Source organism: Pseudomonas sp. ASL7 (assembly GCF_056680375.1).
The window spans coordinates 5,497,804-5,516,331 of sequence record NZ_CM155279.1 but is presented as its reverse complement, the minus strand read 5'-3'; the positions used below and the strand labels follow the sequence as shown (position 1 = coordinate 5,516,331).

Sequence of the window (18,528 nt, the reverse complement as noted above, 5' to 3'; positions counted from 1 at the left end):
CCCAGGAGCCCATCCTCTGGGCTTCAGCCCATCTACAAGTTGCCCATCAGGCGAGTAGCCATCTTCATCGTTACATTACTGAGCGGAACACACCCGATAAGCCGACGCTCTCGGGATTGCCAATCGACCTGATATCAACCCTTACGTTTACGGTGAATAGCTGCGTCGGGGGTCGTTTGGTCAATGAGGTTGATATCCCCGTAGCTTGTGCTCCTGACTTTCGGCGAGAAAGCGCCAGACTGCCGGGTCCTCGCCAAAGGCCGCGTTGAAGCGAAGCCAGGGGGTGACTTCCAGGTCGGGGCGGAAGATGCAGCCGGGGGACAGCAGGATATTCTGCTTGAGCCCCGCGCGTGTCAGAGCCACCGGATCGAAACCTTCCTGGCCGCTACCGATCCACAGGTACGGTGCCGGTGCGATGGGGGCCCAGCATTGCCAGCCGAGTTGTTGCAGTTGCTGGCGAGCAAATACCTGGGCCTGCAACAGACGATCGCGCAGCTTCTGGCAGCGTTTGCGCTGGGTACCGTCATTGAGCATTTGCAACGCCAGCTGCTCGCAAAGCTGCGAACTGTAGAGGCCGGTGGTCATCTTGTAGTGCAGCAAAGCTTCGGCCACAGCTGGTTCGGCGGTGACGAAGCCAACCCGCAGCGAGGGGGCCATGCTTTTAGAAATGCTGCCGATATGAATCACTCGCTGCAGGTTGTCGAGGGCGGCCAGTGTTGGCTGGTTGTTCGGTACCAACTGACCATGCACGTCATCCTCAACGATCCAGCAATCATGAGTATCGGCAAGTTGCAGCACGCGATGGGCTACCGCCGGGCTATAACTGGCGCCGGTTGGGTTCTGCAACCAAGGATTGGTGAAGAAGGCCTTGGGTCGATGAAGGATCAGCAGCTCGCCAAGCTTCTCCACATCCGGACCCTGTGGGGTCCAGGGCACCCCGATTATTTTGACTTTGTGGTCACGCAGATTAGACAGCAGGTTGATGTAGCCTGGGTCGTCCACCAGCACACAATCACCCGGATGCAGTAGGGCATTGATTACAATGTTTAGCGCCTGGCTGGCGCCCTGTGTCAGCAAGATTTGCTCACTTTGAACGGGTACCCCTCGCTCGTTCAGATGGCGCTGCAGCCATTGCCGAAGGACCAGCAGGCCGCGAGCCTCACCATACTCGGCAATCAGTCCAGTGCCACGAGCAAGGCTGCGCATGGCCTGGCGAAGGCCCGCCTCGTCCAGCCAGCTATCGGGCAGGCCGCCGCTACCCGGTTGCAAGGCATCAGTATCCGGATGGAACGCATCATCCAGCAGCCAATAGACATCCCCCAGCGGGGCTGCGCTACGTTGCTGCTCGATACTCGACGAAGCCTGGGCGACAAAGAAGCCAGCGCCTTTGCGCGCCTCGACATAACTCAAAGCGACCAGGCGATCATAAGCCTGTACCACGGTGAAGGTACTGACCTCGAATTCCTTGGCTGCGGCACGAATGGACGGCAAACGCGCGCCCTGAGCCAGCTTGGCCTGGTCGATCAATTGCGAAAAATGCTCCACCAGCCGACCGATACGGGATGTCTTTTGAGGCGAACTCATGAGGGGGTGTGCAGCCTTTTCGACCAATACAGGTACGTTCATCTTAGGGGCTGCTGTGTATGGAATGAAAGTGAATATCGCGTAGTTTGGCGTCGAAGTAATCGCACCCTTGGCCGGTGTCATGCAGATGCACAGAATAAAAAATACTGCTTGGCCAGGTGATCCTCGGCCGCCGTGTCGCCGTGCAGTCGCCCCACCAAAGCGTCGTCATCGTTTCAACAAACAGCTATCGCTGCTGGCGCTTTAAAAGCGTTACGCACTGAGCGTGGAAGAGTGTCTGGGAAAACCGGGGCGATTCAAACGTCCCGAACAACCCGATAAAAGGAGATGTGCATGACCCGTTATATCGACGTCAACGACCTGAGCCAGCTCGTTGCGCAAAAAGGCCTCGCCCAGTGCCTGACTGAAATGGCCGAATACATTCGTGAGGACTATCTGCGCTGGCACGCTTTCGAAAAGTGCACCCGCCTGGCCAACCACTCCCCCGAAGGAGTGATCGAGTTGATGCCGATTTCGGACCACTTACTCTATGCCTTCAAGTGCGTTAACGGCCACCCGAAGAACCCCGAGACCGGAAAGCTGACGGTGATGGCCTTTGGTGCGTTGACCGATGTCGACACCGGAACCCCGCGCCTGATCAGCGAGATGACCCTGACCACGGCGATCCGCACCGCCGCCACGTCAGCCCTGGCTGCCCGCTACCTGGCGCGCACCAACAGCCGCAGCATGGCGCTGATCGGCAACGGCTCGCAGAGCGAATTCCAGGCATTGGCCTTCCACACGTTGCTGGGTATCGAGGAGATCCGTCTGTACGACGTTGATCCGAAGGCTACCGCCAAGCTGGCGGCCAACCTGAGCGGCTTCCCTGCGATCAAGGTGATCCTTGCCGGGAGCGTAGCCGAGGCCGTGCGCGGTGCCGATATCGTCACCACCGTAACCGCCGACAAGACCTACGCCACCATTCTCACCCCGGACATGATCGAGCCCGGCATGCACCTCAATGCTGTGGGCGGCGACTGTCCCGGCAAGACCGAGTTGCACCGCGATATCGTCGAACGCGCCCGGGTGGTCGTCGAATACGAACCACAAAGTCGTATCGAAGGCGAGATCCAGCAGATGCCGCAGGACTCGCCGATCATCGAGTTCTGGCGCGTGGTGAACGGCGAAGTGATCGGTCGCGACACCGAGCAAGTCGTCACCTTGTTCGACTCGGTAGGTTTCGCACTGGAGGACTACTCGGCATTGCGCTACGTCCTCGACACCGCCGAGGCCCTGAACATCGGCAGCGAGATCGAGCTGGTCCCTGACTTGAAAGACCCGAAAGACCTGTTCGCCCGCTTACAGCCAAAAGCTTCTATGCCGCAGAAGAAACGCGCCTAAGAAACCTACCTGTCGCGCCAAAGTGTGGCAGGTAGAAAAGCTGCGACCCCGGTGCTGCTGCACTCGTCTGAACCAACCCTTTGGATATTCCCATGCAAGAGCATCGACATGCGCTTATCGCGCAGACCCTTGGCGCACCACGCGACGTCATCAGCCTGCATTTCGGGCCACAGGGGCAGGGCAAAAAAGTTTACCTGCAGGCCGGTCTGCATGCCGATGAGCACCCCGGCATGCTGGTTTTGCACCACCTCAAGAATCACCTGCTGACGCTTGAGGCCGCTGGCCGGCTGACGGGTGAGGTGATACTGGTGCCGATCGCCAACCCGATCGGCCTCGGCAACTATGTATTCGGGCGTCAGCTCGGCCGCTTTGAGCTGTCCAGCCGGGAGAACTTCAACCGCCACTACCTCGATCTCGCCGAACTCGTGTGCGAGCAGGTTAGCCGTGAGCTTGGCAGCGATCCCGCTGCCAACGTCGCGCTGATACGTCGCTGCACCCGCGAACACCTCGACGCATTGCAGCCACGCACCGAGCTGGAGTCTTTGCGCCTGACTCTGCTGCGCCTGGCCAGTGCGGCGGACTACGTAATCGATGTGCATTGCGACAGTGAGGCCATGGTGCACATTTACGCACACAGCAAGCAGCAGGATCAGGCACGAGTACTGGCCGGCTTCACAGGTGCACATGCCGTCCTGCATGCCACCGAGCAGGGTGGGCCCGACGCCAAAACCTTTAGTTTCGACGAATCCTTCACGGCCATCTGGGACAGGTTGCAACAGCGCTTCCCACATCTGCCGATTCCGCTGGCAACCTTCTCCGCCACGTTAGAACTGCGCGGCCTGTTCGATGTCAGCCACGAGCTAGCGACGCGCGATGCCGATGCGCTGTTGGCGTACCTGGGGCACTTGGGTTTGATCGCGGATGCACAGACCAAGGTGCCGCCCCCCTTGTGTGAGCCGACGCCTTTGGCCGGGGTGGAGATACTCAATGCCCCACACGCCGGAGTGGTTGCATACCGCGCACCCATCGGCAGCAGGGTCGAACCCGGCACCGCGCTGGCCGATGTTATCGATCCACTCAGCGGCCAAGTCAGCACGCTCTACAGCAGCGTGACGGGCGTTTTCTACGCGCGGGTGATCGAGCGTTTCACCGAAGCCAATACCGAGCTGACGTTTGTCGCGGGGCGAGAGCCTGTGCGCTCAGGCTCACTGCTGTGCGCCTGACGATTTTTTCGGCAGAGCCGAACGGTGCAAGAGCAACAAGATGAACATCAGGTTTCGTTTCTGTACGTCATGCAAGTTCCAGTAACAGTACTCATGCGCCACAAGCGCTCATGTTGGATATTAGGAATATAACAATGAAAAAAGCATTTCTGACCCTTTCTGCGGTGGCGCTCTGTGTCGCTGCCGGTTCCGCGCTGGCCAAGGAGTACAAGGAGTTGCGCTTTGGCGTCGATCCGTCCTATGCGCCCTTTGAGTCCAAGGCTGCCGATGGCAGCCTGGTGGGCTTCGATATCGATCTGGGTAATGCCATCTGTGCCGAACTGAAGGTCAAGTGCAAATGGGTCGAAAGCGATTTTGACGGCATGATTCCAGGCCTCAGGGCCAACAAATTCGACGGCGTGCTCTCGTCCATGACGGTCACTCCAGCCCGTGAGAAAGTCATCGATTTTTCCAGCGAGCTGTTCTCGAGCCCGACTGTCCTGGTGTTCAAGAAAGGCGCGGCCATCGACATTGATCCGGTATCGCTCAAAGGCAAAAAAGTCGGCTACGAGCAAGGCTCTATCCAGGAAGCCTACGCCAAAGCCGTACTGGACAAGGCTGGAGTAGAAACCCAGGCCTATGCGAACCAGGATCAGGTCTATGCCGACCTGGTTTCCGGCCGCCTGGATGCCTCCATCCAGGAAAAGCTGCAAGCCGAATTGAGCTTTTTGAAGTCACCACAAGGTGCCGATTTCCAGGTCAGCAAGCAGATCGACAGCGAGTTAATGCCAGAGAAAACGGCGGTGGGCATCACTAAAGGCAACCAGGAACTCAAAGCGCTTCTGGACAAGGGCCTCAAAGCGCTGCACGACAATGGCACCTACGCGGCAGTCCAGCAAAAGCACTTTGGCGATCTGAATCTTTACAGCGGCAAGTAACACCATGGCGCCCATCTGCGGGTGGGCGCTTTCTTGATTGCCAAAGGGCTGCACAATGTTCGAAAACCTATTGCAGATTCTGGGGCTGTCCGGCTTCAGTCTAAAGGGCTTCGGTCCGCTGTTGCTGTCAGGCACCTGGATGACCGTCAAACTATCGGTGTTGTCACTGTTGTTGAGCGCGTTGCTCGGCCTGATCGGCGCCAGCTCAAAACTTTCACAATCTTCTGCATTGCGCATTCCCGCGCAACTCTATACCACGCTGATCCGTGGGGTGCCGGATCTGGTGCTAATGCTGCTGATTTTCTACAGCCTGCAAACCTGGCTGACCAGCCTCACTGCAGCGCTGGGTTGGGACTACATTGAGATCGACCCGTTTAGCGCCGGGGTCATCACCCTGGGGTTCATCTATGGCGCGTATTTTACCGAGACGTTTCGCGGTGCGATCCTCGCCGTGCCGCGAGGGCAAATGGAAGCGGCCACTGCCTACGGCCTGAGCCGCGCCCAGCGCTTTCGCTTCGTGGTGTTCCCACAGATGATGCGCTTTGCCCTGCCGGGCATCGGCAATAACTGGATGGTGATCCTCAAGGCCACCGCACTGGTCTCGATCATCGGCCTGGCCGATCTGGTCAAGGCTGCTCAGGATGCCGGTAAAAGCACCTACCAACTGTTCTACTTTCTGGTGCTGGCGGCACTGATTTATTTGCTGATTACCAGTGCCTCAAACGTCGTCTTGCGTTGGCTCGAACGGCATTACGCGGCGGGTTCCCGAGAGGCTGTACGATGATTGAGCTACTGCAGGAATACTGGAAACCATTCCTTTATCAGGACGGCAGTCACATCACCGGGCTGACCATGACTCTCTGGCTGCTCAGCGCGTCGATCTTTTTCGGCTTTTTGATGTCGATCCCGCTGTCGATTGCCCGGGTTTCAAGCAATGTTTGGGTGCGCTGGCCGGTACAGTTCTACACCTACCTGTTCCGCGGTACGCCCCTGTATATCCAATTGCTGATTTGCTACACCGGGATCTACAGCATCGCCGCTGTGCGCGCCCAGCCCATGTTCGATGCATTCTTTCGCGATGCAATGAACTGCACCATCCTGGCTTTTGCCCTGAACACCTGCGCCTACACCACGGAAATTTTCGCCGGGGCGATTCGCAGCATGAACCATGGCGAAGTCGAGGCGGCCAAGGCTTATGGCCTGCGCGGCTGGAAGCTCTATGCCTATGTGATCATGCCGTCAGCCCTGCGCCGTTCGTTGCCGTACTACAGCAACGAGGTGATTCTGATGCTGCACTCGACCACGCTGGCCTTCACCGCCACCGTACCGGACATCCTCAAGATCGCTCGCGATGCCAACTCGGCAACCTTTCTGACGTTCCAGTCGTTCGGCATCGCTGCGGCGATCTACCTGGCGGTCAGTTTCTCCTTGGTCGGTTCGTTCCGCCTGGCCGAACGCCGTTGGCTGTCTTTCCTGGGCCCGGCTCACTAATTCAGGATTTGCGCACATGTACAAACTGACCGTTGATAATCTGCATAAAAGCTATGGCAACCACGAAGTCCTCAAGGGCGTCTCGCTGAACGCCAAAACCGGCGATGTGATCAGCCTGATTGGCGCCAGTGGTTCGGGCAAAAGCACCTTCCTGCGCTGCATCAATTTCCTCGAAACGCCCAACGACGGTGCCATGAGCCTGGACAACCAGCCGATTCGCATGGTCCATGACCGGCACGGCATGCGGGTGGCCGACGAGGCTGAACTGCAGCGCATCCGCACCCGTCTGGCGATGGTGTTCCAACACTTCAACCTGTGGAGCCACATGACGGTGCTGGAAAATATCACCATGGCCCCGCGTCGGGTGCTGGGTGTCAGCAAGAAAGATGCAGAGGATCGGGCTCGACGCTATCTGGATAAGGTCGGTCTGCCGGCCCGAGTCGCTGATCAATATCCGGCATTCCTCTCTGGCGGTCAGCAACAGCGTGTGGCGATTGCCCGGGCCTTGTCCATGGAACCGGAAGTCATGCTATTCGATGAGCCAACCTCGGCACTCGACCCGGAACTGGTGGGCGAAGTGCTCAAGGTGATTCAGGGACTGGCCGAAGAGGGTCGCACCATGATCATGGTCACCCACGAAATGAGCTTCGCTCGCAAGGTATCAAACCAGGTGCTGTTTCTGCATCAGGGACTGGTCGAAGAGCAGGGAACACCCGAGGATGTACTGGGCAACCCGCAAAGCGCAAGGCTGCAGCAGTTCATCAGTGGCAACCTGAAGTAAATGCCCTCGTTCGAGCAGCACAATGAGCGACTAGACGATTGCTCAAAGTGCTAGAGAGCCAAGAAGCCCGCCAAGTGCGGGCTTCGTTGCATCTGGGCTTTGGCCGTTGAGAACCTTCACCACGACCGCCTCTGGAGAGGCCAGTGCGCCAGACCCTCTGATCATCGACGACCAACCCAGCTTCGCAAAGCCCTTCTACACTCAACCCGCACATCCCCCAAAACACCCACCAAACGAGCGCCCATGACCACCCTCAAAGAACGCTTGAAGCAAGGCAAGGATGCTCGCAAACTTTGTTCCCGCAGCGCGCAGGCGTCCGTTGGAAAAATAAATCGCGACCCGCTGCCGCTGATCAAAGCATCGAGTGTGGGCCGCATTAACTCACTGGTCGAACTGCGCTATGGGCGCATGCTGGTGTCGCCATTTACCTTCTATCGCGGCAACGCCCTGCTACAAGCCCATGACCTGGCGGGGACGCAGAACATGGGGTTGGTTGCGCCGATCTGTGGCGACAGTCACTTGATGAATTTTGGTGGGTTCGCCACGCCCGAACGTAACCTGTTGTTCAGCGTCAATGATTTCGACGAAGCCCATCCCGGGCCATGGGAATGGGACTTGAAACGGCTGGTGGCAAGTTTCGTGGTGGCCGCGCGCGACCTGCGCCATGGCGATACGGTCGAAGAAACGGTCTGCCGCCAGGTGGTCGGCGCCTACCAGCAGACCATGCATGAGTGCGCCGAACAAAGTGTGCTGGAAACCTGGTACGAATCCATCAGTTATGACGATCTGCTGGAGCGCGCGCGCAAAAGCACGCTGGAACACGTACAGCGCGCCATAGAGAAAGCTGAACGACGCACCCATGCCGAACTGCTGCCGAAAATCAGTGAACGTGATGCACAAGGCCGTCTGACTATTCGTGATGACCTGCCGGAAATGTTCCACCTGCACAAAAACACCACGTTGCTGGATTCCGACGATGACTGGCTACGTCTCTCGGACTGGCGTCCGCTCTACGACACACTCATGCGCGACTATCGAGCCACGCTGCAAGCCGATCGCCTGGACCTGTTATCGCGTTTTCATGTCCATGACATGGCGTTCAAAGTGGTGGGTGTCGGCAGTGTCGGCACGCGTTGTATGGTGGCCCTGCTGACCGATGAAAAAGAGTCCCCGCTGTTCCTGCAATTCAAGGAAGCACGGCGTTCGGTACTCGCCAATTATGTGAAGACAAAATCACGGGTGCGCCACAACGGTCAACGCGTGGTCGAAGGCCAGCGGTTGATGCAATCGGCCAGCGATCTGTTCCTGGGATGGACCACCGGGCCAAACGGACGTCACTTCTATGTGCGCCAGTTGCGCGACATGAAAATCACCGCTGAACTCGAAAACTTCGACGCCGAGACCTTCGCCGCCTACGGACACGTCTGCGGCCGCGCGTTGGCCCGCGCCCATGCCAGATCGTCCGGTTGCGCCGCGCAGATCAGCGGCTACATCGGCAAAGGCGACGCGTTGGCAGATGCGCTATTCAAGTATGCGCAAAGCTACGCCAAACAGAATGAGCGCGACTTCGAGCGCTTCCAGATGGCCTGCCGCAAGGGTCGTTTGCGGGCGCGTTCGGAAGCCGACTTTGCGGCGGATCATTTGCCTTAGCGAGTTTTGGTGCCGGAAGCGGGCCTTCATCCAGATGAACTTTTCTTCACCCCATGGCCCCCTGCCAACCGGTACATTGCGCTCGCTCATTCAAGAAACTATGGTTTGCCCGCTTTCCCGCGGGCTTTTTTTTGCCTGTTTTTTGCGGCGCTGCCGTTTATCTTCGAGCCGTTTGCGCAGGATGTTAACGCTGGCGGCTTCAACGGATGCTGGCCTCGGCATTGGCCTGAAGGTCGTGGGTGAATGGGTCGAGGCCCATGGCGGCACGGTGATCGGCATGTGCGACGGCGGCGGCAAAGGCAGTACCTTTATCGTGACCCTGCCGTTGGCGGTTTGAATTTTTCGCATGCTCTTCACGTTTTGTTAAGCATTCACTCCGTATGCTAAGACTTCCCGGTTCTCCGTCGGTTACAAGAAGTCTATGTCGCGCTCAACCTCTTCACTGTTTCTGCTTGCCGCCCTGCTGTTTTTCTTTGCCTTGGGCAATCACCAACTGCAAGGCTCCACCGAGGCGCGGGTCGCCGGGATCGCCATGGAAATGCACCTGGATCACGACTGGGTAACGCCCCGGTTGTTCGGTGAACCTTTTCTGGAAAAACCGCCCCTGAGTCTGTGGCTCGATGCCGGGGCAATCCGCGCATTCGGTGGCACGTCATGGGCCGTGCGGTTGGTGTCGGCATTTGCAGGGTTGTTCAGCGTGATGGTCCTTTACGCGATGTTGCGGCGATTCGGTCGACCCAAGGCGATCGCCTGGACGGCGGGGATTCTGCTGGCCACCATGGCCAGTTACTGGAGCAACGTACGTAGCGTCGGTGAAGACGCGTTACTCGCCCTGGGTGTGACTATGGCGCTGTTGGCGTTCTTTCAAGGGCATCGACGCGCAAACCTCGCCAACGCCTTGCTGTTTGCCGTGGGGATTGCCATCGCAACGTTGAGTAAAGGCGTGTTGGGCCTGGCGATGCCAGGGGCGGTGATCTTTGCGTTTCTGCTGGCCGAGAGCCTGATGGACAAACGCCTGAAGGTCTCGGACTGGCTACGCCCCGGCCTGTTGACGCTGTTGGGTTTGGTGCCGCTGATGATCTGGCTGGCGATGCTGTACCTGCGTGGCGGCACCCAGGCCTTGTCGGAAGTGCTAGTGACCAACAGTGTCGGACGCTTCAGCGGCACCTTTGTCGAAGCGGGGCATTACGAACCGTTCTATTACTACCTGGCCAAACTGCCAGAAGCTTTTCTGCCGTGGAACATTCTGGTGTACCTGGGGCTGTGGCATTTCCGCAAAAGCTTGATGGCCAATCGGTACCTGTTGTTCTTCACGCTGTGGATACTGGCGCAGTTCGTCATGCTGAGCCTGGCCTCGAGCAAACGCACCGTGTACCTGATGTCCATGACACCCGCGGCGGCGGTCATCGCTGCCGAGTACGCGAGCGTCCTGTATGAAAGGCTCAAGGCACGGGAAACCGCCTCGACGTTACTCGGCCGCATTGCCCGCCACCGTCAGGGCATGACTGCCGGCGCGATGGCCGTGGTGGTTGCAAGTTACCTCGCCGTCGCGCAATGGGTATTGCCTGCCGCGGATCGCACCGAGTCTTTCCTGCCGCTGATCGAGCAGATTCAGACGGCGCAAAGCAACGGGCTGCAGGTCGCGATGTTCAAGGCCAGTGAACGGGCAGGTGGCGCCAGCGTGTTCTATACGCAAAATGTGCTCAAGGGGCTGGATACCGAGGCGCAACTGCATGAATTTTTGAACGCTTCACCGTCCAACGTGGCGGTTATGGGTGGAGACACCGAACCGGCCGCACCGTTGAAGGTGCTCAAGACGGTGCAAGTGGGTCGACAGGTTTATTACTTCGTCGGCAGTGAGAAAGCGACATCGTTTTTCGTCGCAGGAGATGTCCTACCTGTCGATGAGACAGAGAAGAAATCTCCCACAGGTCTTTAAGGTTGTGGCTCGGAAGCGGGCTCTCTAGTCTTGGGCTGTCACTGAAAACTCAGTGATCGGGTGTGAGAACCCGGCAACTCATAGTCATCCAGTGCCAGCATCTGCATAATTGCCGCCAGCTTTTTTCGCTGTCTGTAAATGCGTTATGGCGGCTGTGTGCGGGCAGACTTCGGTCTGGCCGGGTGACCTATGACCGGTTTTCTCACCTCGCACACAGCTGCCACCTCTTCGCCGTGTGAGAAACGGCAAGTGGTGGCTCCAACGTCATAGGTATACGTCCTTGGATAAGTTGATCCCCGATCCCCCCGTTACCAAACCCTATCGCCCCAGCCCCTTTTTCACGGTCCTCCCCGACATCCGCACCGAAAGCCTTCTCGCCCATGCCTGCGAGTCATTGGCTTCAGCCAGCGTCATGATGAGCGATTTCGCCACTGACTTGACCGGACCACAGCGCAACACGGCGCTGGCCATTGCGCAAATCATCATGCTGGCGGAGTTGGCGGTGAACCGGGCGCTGGATAATGTCGATCCGCAGGATTAGGCAGGCCTGTCGCGTTATCGTTCTTCGCGAGCAGGCTCGCTCCCACCTTGGGTTTTCATGTATACGGCAGCGAGCCACTGTGGGAGCGAGCCTGCTCGCGAAAGCTATTTCTGGACAACAAAAAACCCGCAATCCCTACTCGGGATGCGGGTTTTTGTCGTCAAAAACCTATCTCAATTGGCAGGTTGCGTCTGAGCCGCCAACACCGGTTTTTCATGCTTTTGCCGAATCGGCACGTCCAGCCGCGCTCGCCCATAAAACGCCAGCGCCGTCAGCAAACACGCCAGCCACACGAAGATCCCGGCCCAGAGGGTGTGGGACATGTAGTGCCAGCCTTGCAGAACCCGCGTCGTGCCGTAGATGAAACCAAGCAACAGCGAGCCGTACATGATCGCTTTGGAAAAACGCCAGCTGTAACGGCGCGCCACAAAGTACAGCGCCAGCATGGTGAAACCGCCCGAGGCATGGCCGCCTGGCCAGCAACGGCCATCGCCGGCTTCCTTGAACAACTGGAAGTTGTCGTACCACTCTATATGGGCCATTTTCCCACCATAGAGGGTCGTTTCAATCGGGCAGTACACGCTGGTGTGCGACTTGAGGAAATGGATCACACCGGTGCAAATCGCAAACGCGAACACCACAAACCAAAAGTCCCGACGATGAGCGGTGGCAAACCGGAGCACCGGAGCGGCTTTGCACCGCTCCAGGAAGCCGCCAAGACGCGGATGCTTTTGCGTGTTGACCAACGGCCAGACCAACGACAGGATCGCGCCAATCAAGGCAATTTCAGCGGTCCAGTTCGGAATGATGCGCGCCCACTTGTGGGTGAGCTTTTCAAAGAATTGAATCTGGTCGATCGGAAAGGTCTTGGTGACGGGATCAAAAAGAAGATTGCTGAAAGCAATGTCGATTTTGGTCATGTCGAACAGCAGGAAAACCACGGCCGCGCAGACCAGTGGAATACCGAAGTTCACCCAATAAAAACGGTTATGGGAAGCAGTCAGCATTGTGTGTCGAGATCCAGAAGGAGATTGGAAAAACTTATTGGGTGGTCACCGAGTGCCAGTCCGAAGCTTCGATAAAACCGAGCATGTGCGGGGCTTTAGGCATTTCGGTCGAAATAAACAACGACGCACCGTAACCCAACGTAGAGGTCGGTAATTTAAGGTCTTTCTCAAGTTGCGCCATGCATTCGCTGTGGGTCACCAGAATCAGGTTGCGCCCGGCCACCTTGTGCGCCAGCGCATCACGCAACATGGTGCCCTTGCAGCTGATCAACCAGTCCTCGCCGGTACTGACTTTGTTGAACATGAAACCGGCCGTTTGCGACGTACGAAGCATCGGACTGTTGTAAATATCTGCATGGTCCAAGCCCAGTTTTTTGAACTGCGCCCCGATGTCCACCGCAACGCTGCGGGAACGCTCGGTAATGCCGTCGTTGCCAATCAGGCAGGGAGCGCTGGAATGATCGCAGCGTTCGACGTGGCGTACCAGCACGATTATGTCGCCCTTGGCCCAACCGTCAACCATCGCCTTGGCAGCGGCCACGTTGCCATTGGCCAGATTCGGCACAGCGGCCCGATGCAGCAGCCAGATCGTCAACGGAACGACCAATAGGGCCGCGGCCAGCACCACGATTGCCTTGCGACGGCTCAGATCAATCGAGCGTTTTTTCCCGAACAGATTCAGTCTTAATTCCACATCAAGCCGCCTCGCCGGCACGCATCTTTTTCATTCGACCGACAAGATTACAGAATCTCGCGTCGGCGGGTAGTGAAACTCATGTGAAAAAAAGCTTAAGACTCGAGCAAACCCTTGTTACAGAATCAGCCTGCAAAATCCTTTCAGCTCTCGCAATGGCTGCCGATACAGACCTGCTACACACCCTTGCTGGCACCCAAAAACAACAATCTTCCAGCCAACCGACGATCAAGAAACACAACGTTCCTGGAGGAATTTTGATGAATAGCTGGTTCGGCAATATCAGCGTGAACCTGAAACTGGGCCTGGGATTCGGCCTGGTCCTGGCATTGACATGCGTCCTCGCCCTGACGGGCTGGACAAGCCTGGGCGGGTTGATTGACCGCAGCAACTGGATGAGCGACATCACCCAGCTCAATGCCGGCCTGACCAAGTTGCGCGTGGTTCGCCTGCAATACATGTTGACCAACGGCGACGAAACGGCCGCGCAGACCGTACAGACCACCCTGGAAGCCTTTTCGGCCCAACAACAATCGTTGCTGGGGAAATTCAAGAGCCCGGAAAACCTCAAGTTGCTCAAAGCGCAAGGCGAAGTCATTGAGGCGTACAGAACGTCGCTGAATAAAATGCGCAGCGCGTACCGCACCGGCAACAGCGCGCGCGACGCCATGGGTGCCGGCGCCGACACCGCCAACACGCTGATCAACGCCCTCTACACTCGCGTGCAGCAGATGCCGGCGAGCGACCAGCGCTTCGAACAATTCCAGGCCATCGCGGCCGCCAAGGAAGCTTTTTTGCTGGCGCGCTATGAAGTGCTCGGCTACATCGACACCACCAACGCCGAGACCGAGCAAAAAGCCGTCGGCCAAGTGGACGCGGCCCTCGCCAGCCTGAAAACGCTCAATGTGCAGTTCGCCGACACGCAGCTGGATGCCGTGCGTCAGCTGGAAACCTCGTTGATCAATTACCGCAGCGCCTTGCAGGCCTACAAGGCCGCCAACAACGATGCGGTGCAAGCGCGCAAGGAAATGACCGACCAGGGCGCCAGCATCGTGTCCCTGAGCGATCAGCTGTATCAGATCCAGCTCGACCGCCGCGACGCCGAAAGCGCCCAGGCTCGCACCCTGCAACTGATCAGCACGTTGCTGGCGTTGCTGGTCGGCCTCATTGCTGCCGTGATCATCACCCGTCAAATCACCGGCCCCCTGCGCGATACGCTGGCGGTGGTAGAACGCATCGCCAGCGGCGACCTGTCCCAGGACGTGAAGGTGACTCGCCGCGACGAACTCGGCGTGTTGCAACACGGTATCGCGCGCATGGGTGTGACCCTGCGCGACTTGATCAGCGGCATCCGCGACGGCGTCAGCCAGATCGCCAGCGCAGCCGAAGAGCTGTCGGCCGTGACCGGGCAAACCAGCGCCGGGGTCAACAGTCAGAAGATCGAGACCGATCAGGTGGCCACCGCCATGCACGAAATGACGGCCACCGTGCAGGAAGTCGCGCGCAACGCCGAACAAGCTTCTCAAGCCGCCGCCGCGGCTGACGGCGAAGCTCGCGAAGGCGACAAGGTCGTCAGCGAAGCCATCGCCCAGATTGAGCGTCTGGCCAGCGAAGTGCTGCGCTCCACCGAAGCGATGAGCGTGCTGCAGCAGGAAAGCGACAAGATTGGCAGCGTCATGGACGTGATCAAAGCCGTGGCCGAACAGACCAACTTGCTGGCACTCAACGCCGCCATCGAAGCCGCGCGTGCGGGTGAAGCCGGTCGTGGTTTTGCGGTGGTGGCCGACGAAGTCCGTGGCCTGGCCCAGCGCACGCAGAAATCCACCGAAGAAATCGAAGGTTTGGTGGCCGGCCTGCAGAACGGCACTCAGCAAGTGTCGGCGGTGATGAACAACAGTCGCGTCCTGACCGACAGCAGTGTCGCGCTGACTCGCAAGGCCGGGGTATCACTGGAAAACATCACCCGCACGGTGTCCAACATCCAGTCGATGAACCAGCAAATCGCCGCCGCTGCCGAGCAACAAAGCGCCGTAGCCGAAGAGATCAGCCGCAGCATCATCAACGTACGTGACGTGTCCGAACAGACCGCCGCCGCCAGCGACGAAACCGCCAAGTCCAGTGTTGAACTGGCACGGTTGGGGAATCAGTTGCAGATGATGGTCAGCCACTTTCGGGTCTGACTTTCACTTTCAGATCGTTCCCACGCTCCCGCGTGGGAACGATGATTTTGTCGTCAACGACAGCATCATGCGTTCCACGGATTGATCACTTCAATACCGGAAAACTCAAAGTCCCGAACATTACGAGTGGCAATCGGGGCGCTATGGCTTCGGCAGATTGCGGCAATCTGTGCATCGGCCATCGACGCCGTTCGACCCTTTGCTTCAGCACCCGTTACCAGCGGCGCATACTCAACCGCAGCATGGGCATCAAAAGGCAAAATCCGCCCAGCAAAGTCCTCTTCGAACATCGCCATCGCATGCGCTTCAAGTTTCTGTTTACGCTTGCCAAACGGGAGCCGGGCAATGCCGTGAAGAATTTCTGCCACGGTAATAGCACTGATCGCCAGTTCCATCGCCGGTTGTGCATCGACCCAGGCCAGCACTTGTTTATCGGGCTCGACGCGCATGAACTCTGAAAGGACATTGGTATCGAGCACTATCATTCGGAGAAATCCACCGCGGTCGCTTTCTCGTGACGCGCAGGAAGATCAAGCTCAATCCCGCCTGTGGTGCTGAATCTGTTGCGGATCCGGCTTCCAAGCCCTCCCGCACGATCAACGGTAGCCAGGGCTCTACCCAGAATCAGGCGAGCCTCTTCTTCCATTGAATGACCGTTGTGGGCTGCAGCGATGCGCAGTTGTTCTTTGACCTGATCGTCCAGGTTTCGAATCGTGATGCTGGCCATGATACCTCCTGCAATCAATGAAATCATTGATTGAGGCTAACACACCTTGTTCCATCAAGCCTCGCAGTGGTGCTGAACGGCCTTACACACAAATCGCATTGGTAAACACCAACCGATTCCCGAACGGGTCGGTTACGGTCATGTCCTGGCTGCCCCACGGCATCGCCTGAATCTGTGGACGCGCAAACTGATATTCCTTGGCCAGCAGTTGCTGCTGGAAGACTTCCAGTTCATCGGTCTCGATCCGTACGGCCGAGCCCGGTGTCGCGTCGCCGTGATGCTCGGACAAATGCAGCACGCACTCGCCGCGAGAGACTTGCAGGTACAGCGGGAAGTTGGCTTCGAAGCGGTGCTGCCAGTCGACCTTGAATCCCAGGAAGTCGACGTAGAACTCCACGGCCTTGATTTCATCGAAAATCCGCAGGATCGGGGTGGTTTTGCCGAAGCTCATGAAGTTGCTCCCAGACTGGAAAGGCCCAGAAATAGCTGGGCTAGTGTCAGCGCTTCGGCTTGGCGATGGCTTTCTTTAATTGCAATGTGCCACTACGTGAAGCAGTTCAAAAGATCGTCCGAACGCCGCCCCCTGTAGGAGCGAGCTTACTCGCGATGGAGTGTCAGTCGACATCAATGTAGCTCACACACCTTCGCGAGCAAGCTCGCTCCTACATCAATGAAAACCTGTGCGCAAATCCCCTTCCCGCGCCAGAAACCGCCCTTCCCTTCTGCCGTTCACCTGGCCTTCGCTGTAACTCAACACACCATTGACCCACACCCCATCAATCCCTTCTGCTGCCCGTTGCGGGTCATTGAAGTCGGCGACGTCGCGAATGGTCGCGGGATCGAACAACACCAGGTCTGCCCAATTCCCTTGGCGAATTTCGCCCCGTTCCTTCAAGCCAAATCGCGCGGCCGACAGCCCGGTCATTTTGTGCACCGCGGTGTGCAGCGGAAACAGCCCCACATCGCGACTGAAATGCCCGAGTACGCGTGGGAATGCGCCCCACAAGCGAGGATGCGGGAACGGGTCTTCCGGCAATCCGTCAGAGCCAACCATCGATAACGGATGCGCGAGGATTCTTCGTACATCGGCCTCGTCCATTCCGTAGTACACCGCGCCCGCCGGCTGCAGTCGGTGGGCGGCATCCAGCAGCGGCACGCCCCATTCGGCGGCGATGTCCATCAGGTCGCGGCCGCCCAGTTCCGGGTGCGGCGTCGACCAGGTGATGGTGATGCGATGCGCATCGGTGACTTGCTTGAGGTCCAGGGTCGAAGAACTCGCCGCATAGGGATAACAATCACAGCCCACCGGGTGGGTTTTCGCCGCGTGTTCGAGCGATGCCAGCAGCTGCGGACTGCGCCCCCAGTTACCGGCGCCCGCACATTTGAGGTGGGAAATGATCACCGGCGATTTCGCATGCCGGCCGATCTGGAACGCCTCGTCCATGGCCTCCAGCACCGGTTCGAATTCGCTGCGCAAATGAGTGGTGTAGACCGCGCCGAATGCGCTCAGCTCTTCGGTCAGTTGCATGACTTCGTCGGTTGTGGCCGAGAAGGCGCTGGCGTAGGCAAGCCCTGTGGACAAGCCCAATGCGCCGGCCTCCAGGCTTTCCCGTAACTGTTCGCGCATCGCGCTGATCTCATCCGGCGTGGCGGTGCGAAACAGGTCGTCGAGGTGGTTGCTGCGCAATGCGGTGTGGCCGACCAGTGCCGCGACGTTCAGCGTGGTGTTCGCCGCTTCGACCGCCGCGCGGTAATCGCTGAAGGTCGGGTAAACAAACGCCGCCGCCGTCCCGAGCAGGTTCATCGGGTCCGGCGGATCGCCCTTCAAACTCACCGGCGAAGCGCTGATCCCGCAGTTGCCGACAATCACCGTGGTCACGCCCTGGCTGAGCTTGGGCAGCATCTGCGGCTGGCGGATCACCACCGTGTCGTCGTGGGTGTGCACGTCGATGAAACCCGGTGCCAGCACACGGCCGGCCGCATCGATTTCTTCGGTGGCGGTGGCGTCGTGCAAATCGCCGATGCGCTCGATGCGGCTGTTCAGAATGGCCACGTCGGCGCAGTAGCCGGGGCAGTTGCTGCCGTCGATGACCAAGGCGTTGCGAATCAGCGTGTCGTACATCATGTCAGTCTCCCAGCGGCAGGTGATCGTCGCCGCCGCGGTAATCGTCTAGGGCGAGTTTGATCCGCCGCAGACGTTCTTGATTGTCTTCAGGATTGGCCAGCGAGATCACCGAGTTGCCGATGAACAGCAGGAACTGGTTGAAACCGCTGCCCTCCGTGGAAATCAGGTTGGCCCAACCACCGATCAGCATCAACACCACCGGCAGCAGAATAGTCGCCATGATGACGCCGAACCCCGGCAGGCTGTCGCGCGGCCGCATTGGGTGTAGGAGCGAGCTTGCTCGCGATAA

17 protein-coding genes and 3 pseudogenes are annotated in these 18,528 nt (G+C 58.5%); 11 read left to right on the top strand and 9 right to left on the bottom strand.

The window, feature by feature from the left end:
* Positions 1-180 precede the first annotated feature (180 nt).
* Entirely contained in the window at positions 181-1,584 is a 1,404-nt protein-coding gene (locus AC1MDT_RS25445) for an aminotransferase-like domain-containing protein (RefSeq protein WP_480419493.1), read from the bottom strand.
* A gap of 333 nt (positions 1,585-1,917) precedes the next feature.
* On the opposite strand from AC1MDT_RS25445, the gene AC1MDT_RS25440 reads away from it, so the two are divergent.
* The 10 genes and pseudogenes from AC1MDT_RS25440 (at position 1,918) to AC1MDT_RS25395 (ending at position 11,506) form a co-directional block, all read left to right on the top strand.
* Positions 1,918-2,964 (top strand): ornithine cyclodeaminase, encoded by a 1,047-nt coding sequence (locus AC1MDT_RS25440; protein ID WP_480419492.1) that lies wholly within the window; start codon positions 1,918-1,920, stop codon positions 2,962-2,964.
* Between the two features lie 92 nt (positions 2,965-3,056).
* Positions 3,057-4,187 (top strand): succinylglutamate desuccinylase/aspartoacylase family protein, encoded by a 1,131-nt coding sequence (locus AC1MDT_RS25435; protein WP_480419491.1) that lies wholly within the window; start codon positions 3,057-3,059, stop codon positions 4,185-4,187.
* A 134-nt stretch (positions 4,188-4,321) separates the two neighbouring features.
* Positions 4,322-5,104 carry a transporter substrate-binding domain-containing protein gene (locus AC1MDT_RS25430; protein ID WP_480419490.1) on the top strand — a complete coding sequence of 261 codons (783 nt, stop codon included), beginning with the start codon at positions 4,322-4,324 and terminating at the stop codon, positions 5,102-5,104.
* A 55-nt stretch (positions 5,105-5,159) separates the two neighbouring features.
* The gene (locus tag AC1MDT_RS25425) at positions 5,160-5,888 is read left to right on the top strand and encodes an ABC transporter permease (RefSeq protein ID WP_480419489.1); all 729 of its coding nucleotides are present in this window, start codon (positions 5,160-5,162) and stop codon (positions 5,886-5,888) included.
* Positions 5,885-6,595, top strand: a complete 711-nt coding sequence (locus tag AC1MDT_RS25420) for an ABC transporter permease (RefSeq protein WP_480419488.1) — start codon at positions 5,885-5,887, stop codon at positions 6,593-6,595. The genes AC1MDT_RS25425 and AC1MDT_RS25420 overlap by 4 nt, the downstream gene beginning before the upstream one ends.
* Before the next feature lie 16 nt (positions 6,596-6,611).
* Positions 6,612-7,376 carry an ABC transporter ATP-binding protein gene (locus tag AC1MDT_RS25415; RefSeq protein WP_480419487.1) on the top strand — a complete coding sequence of 255 codons (765 nt, stop codon included), beginning with the start codon at positions 6,612-6,614 and terminating at the stop codon, positions 7,374-7,376.
* 243 nt (positions 7,377-7,619) lie between these two features.
* Positions 7,620-9,026 carry a DUF2252 domain-containing protein gene (locus AC1MDT_RS25410; protein ID WP_480419486.1) on the top strand — a complete coding sequence of 469 codons (1,407 nt, stop codon included), beginning with the start codon at positions 7,620-7,622 and terminating at the stop codon, positions 9,024-9,026.
* Between the two features lie 172 nt (positions 9,027-9,198).
* Entirely contained in the window at positions 9,199-9,363 is a 165-nt protein-coding gene (locus tag AC1MDT_RS25405) for a hypothetical protein (protein ID WP_480419485.1), read from the top strand.
* Positions 9,364-9,447: 84 nt separating this feature from the next.
* Positions 9,448-10,878: pseudogene (locus AC1MDT_RS25400) on the top strand (ArnT family glycosyltransferase); the annotation flags it as partial.
* 367 nt (positions 10,879-11,245) lie between these two features.
* Positions 11,246-11,506 carry a DUF6124 family protein gene (locus AC1MDT_RS25395; protein WP_480419484.1) on the top strand — a complete coding sequence of 87 codons (261 nt, stop codon included), beginning with the start codon at positions 11,246-11,248 and terminating at the stop codon, positions 11,504-11,506.
* Between the two features lie 173 nt (positions 11,507-11,679).
* On the opposite strand, the gene AC1MDT_RS25390 is transcribed toward AC1MDT_RS25395, so the two are convergent.
* Positions 11,680-12,513, bottom strand: a complete 834-nt coding sequence (locus tag AC1MDT_RS25390; protein WP_480419483.1) for a phosphatase PAP2 family protein — start codon at positions 12,511-12,513, stop codon at positions 11,680-11,682.
* 34 nt (positions 12,514-12,547) lie between these two features.
* The gene (gene pmrG, locus AC1MDT_RS25385) at positions 12,548-13,207 is read right to left on the bottom strand and encodes a lipopolysaccharide core heptose(II)-phosphate phosphatase PmrG (RefSeq protein ID WP_480419482.1); all 660 of its coding nucleotides are present in this window, start codon (positions 13,205-13,207) and stop codon (positions 12,548-12,550) included.
* 260 nt (positions 13,208-13,467) lie between these two features.
* Between pmrG and AC1MDT_RS25380 the strand changes: the two genes are divergently transcribed.
* Positions 13,468-15,387 (top strand): HAMP domain-containing methyl-accepting chemotaxis protein, encoded by a 1,920-nt coding sequence (locus tag AC1MDT_RS25380; RefSeq protein WP_480419481.1) that lies wholly within the window; start codon positions 13,468-13,470, stop codon positions 15,385-15,387.
* A gap of 65 nt (positions 15,388-15,452) precedes the next feature.
* On the opposite strand, the gene AC1MDT_RS25375 is transcribed toward AC1MDT_RS25380, so the two are convergent.
* From AC1MDT_RS25375 to AC1MDT_RS25350, 6 genes and pseudogenes are all read right to left on the bottom strand, one after another.
* Positions 15,453-15,872: a PIN domain-containing protein gene (locus tag AC1MDT_RS25375; protein ID WP_480419480.1), complete on the bottom strand. Its 420-nt coding sequence runs from the start codon at positions 15,870-15,872 to the stop codon at positions 15,453-15,455.
* Positions 15,869-16,114 carry a FitA-like ribbon-helix-helix domain-containing protein gene (locus tag AC1MDT_RS25370; protein ID WP_480419479.1) on the bottom strand — a complete coding sequence of 82 codons (246 nt, stop codon included), beginning with the start codon at positions 16,112-16,114 and terminating at the stop codon, positions 15,869-15,871. Before AC1MDT_RS25370 ends, AC1MDT_RS25375 begins: the two co-directional genes overlap by 4 nt.
* Before the next feature lie 82 nt (positions 16,115-16,196).
* Complete coding sequence (locus AC1MDT_RS25365; RefSeq protein WP_480419478.1) at positions 16,197-16,565, bottom strand: glyoxalase superfamily protein; 369 nt, start codon at positions 16,563-16,565, stop codon at positions 16,197-16,199.
* 216 nt (positions 16,566-16,781) lie between these two features.
* Positions 16,782-18,239, bottom strand: coding sequence for an N-acyl-D-amino-acid deacylase family protein (locus AC1MDT_RS25360; protein ID WP_480419477.1), 1,458 nt, complete (start codon positions 18,237-18,239; stop codon positions 16,782-16,784).
* Position 18,240: 1 nt separating this feature from the next.
* Positions 18,241-18,345: pseudogene (locus AC1MDT_RS25355) on the bottom strand (MurR/RpiR family transcriptional regulator); the annotation flags it as partial.
* Positions 18,337-18,498, bottom strand: a pseudogene (locus AC1MDT_RS25350) (GntT/GntP/DsdX family permease); the annotation flags it as partial. The pseudogenes AC1MDT_RS25355 and AC1MDT_RS25350, both read right to left, overlap by 9 nt.
* Positions 18,499-18,528: the final 30 nt, after the last annotated feature.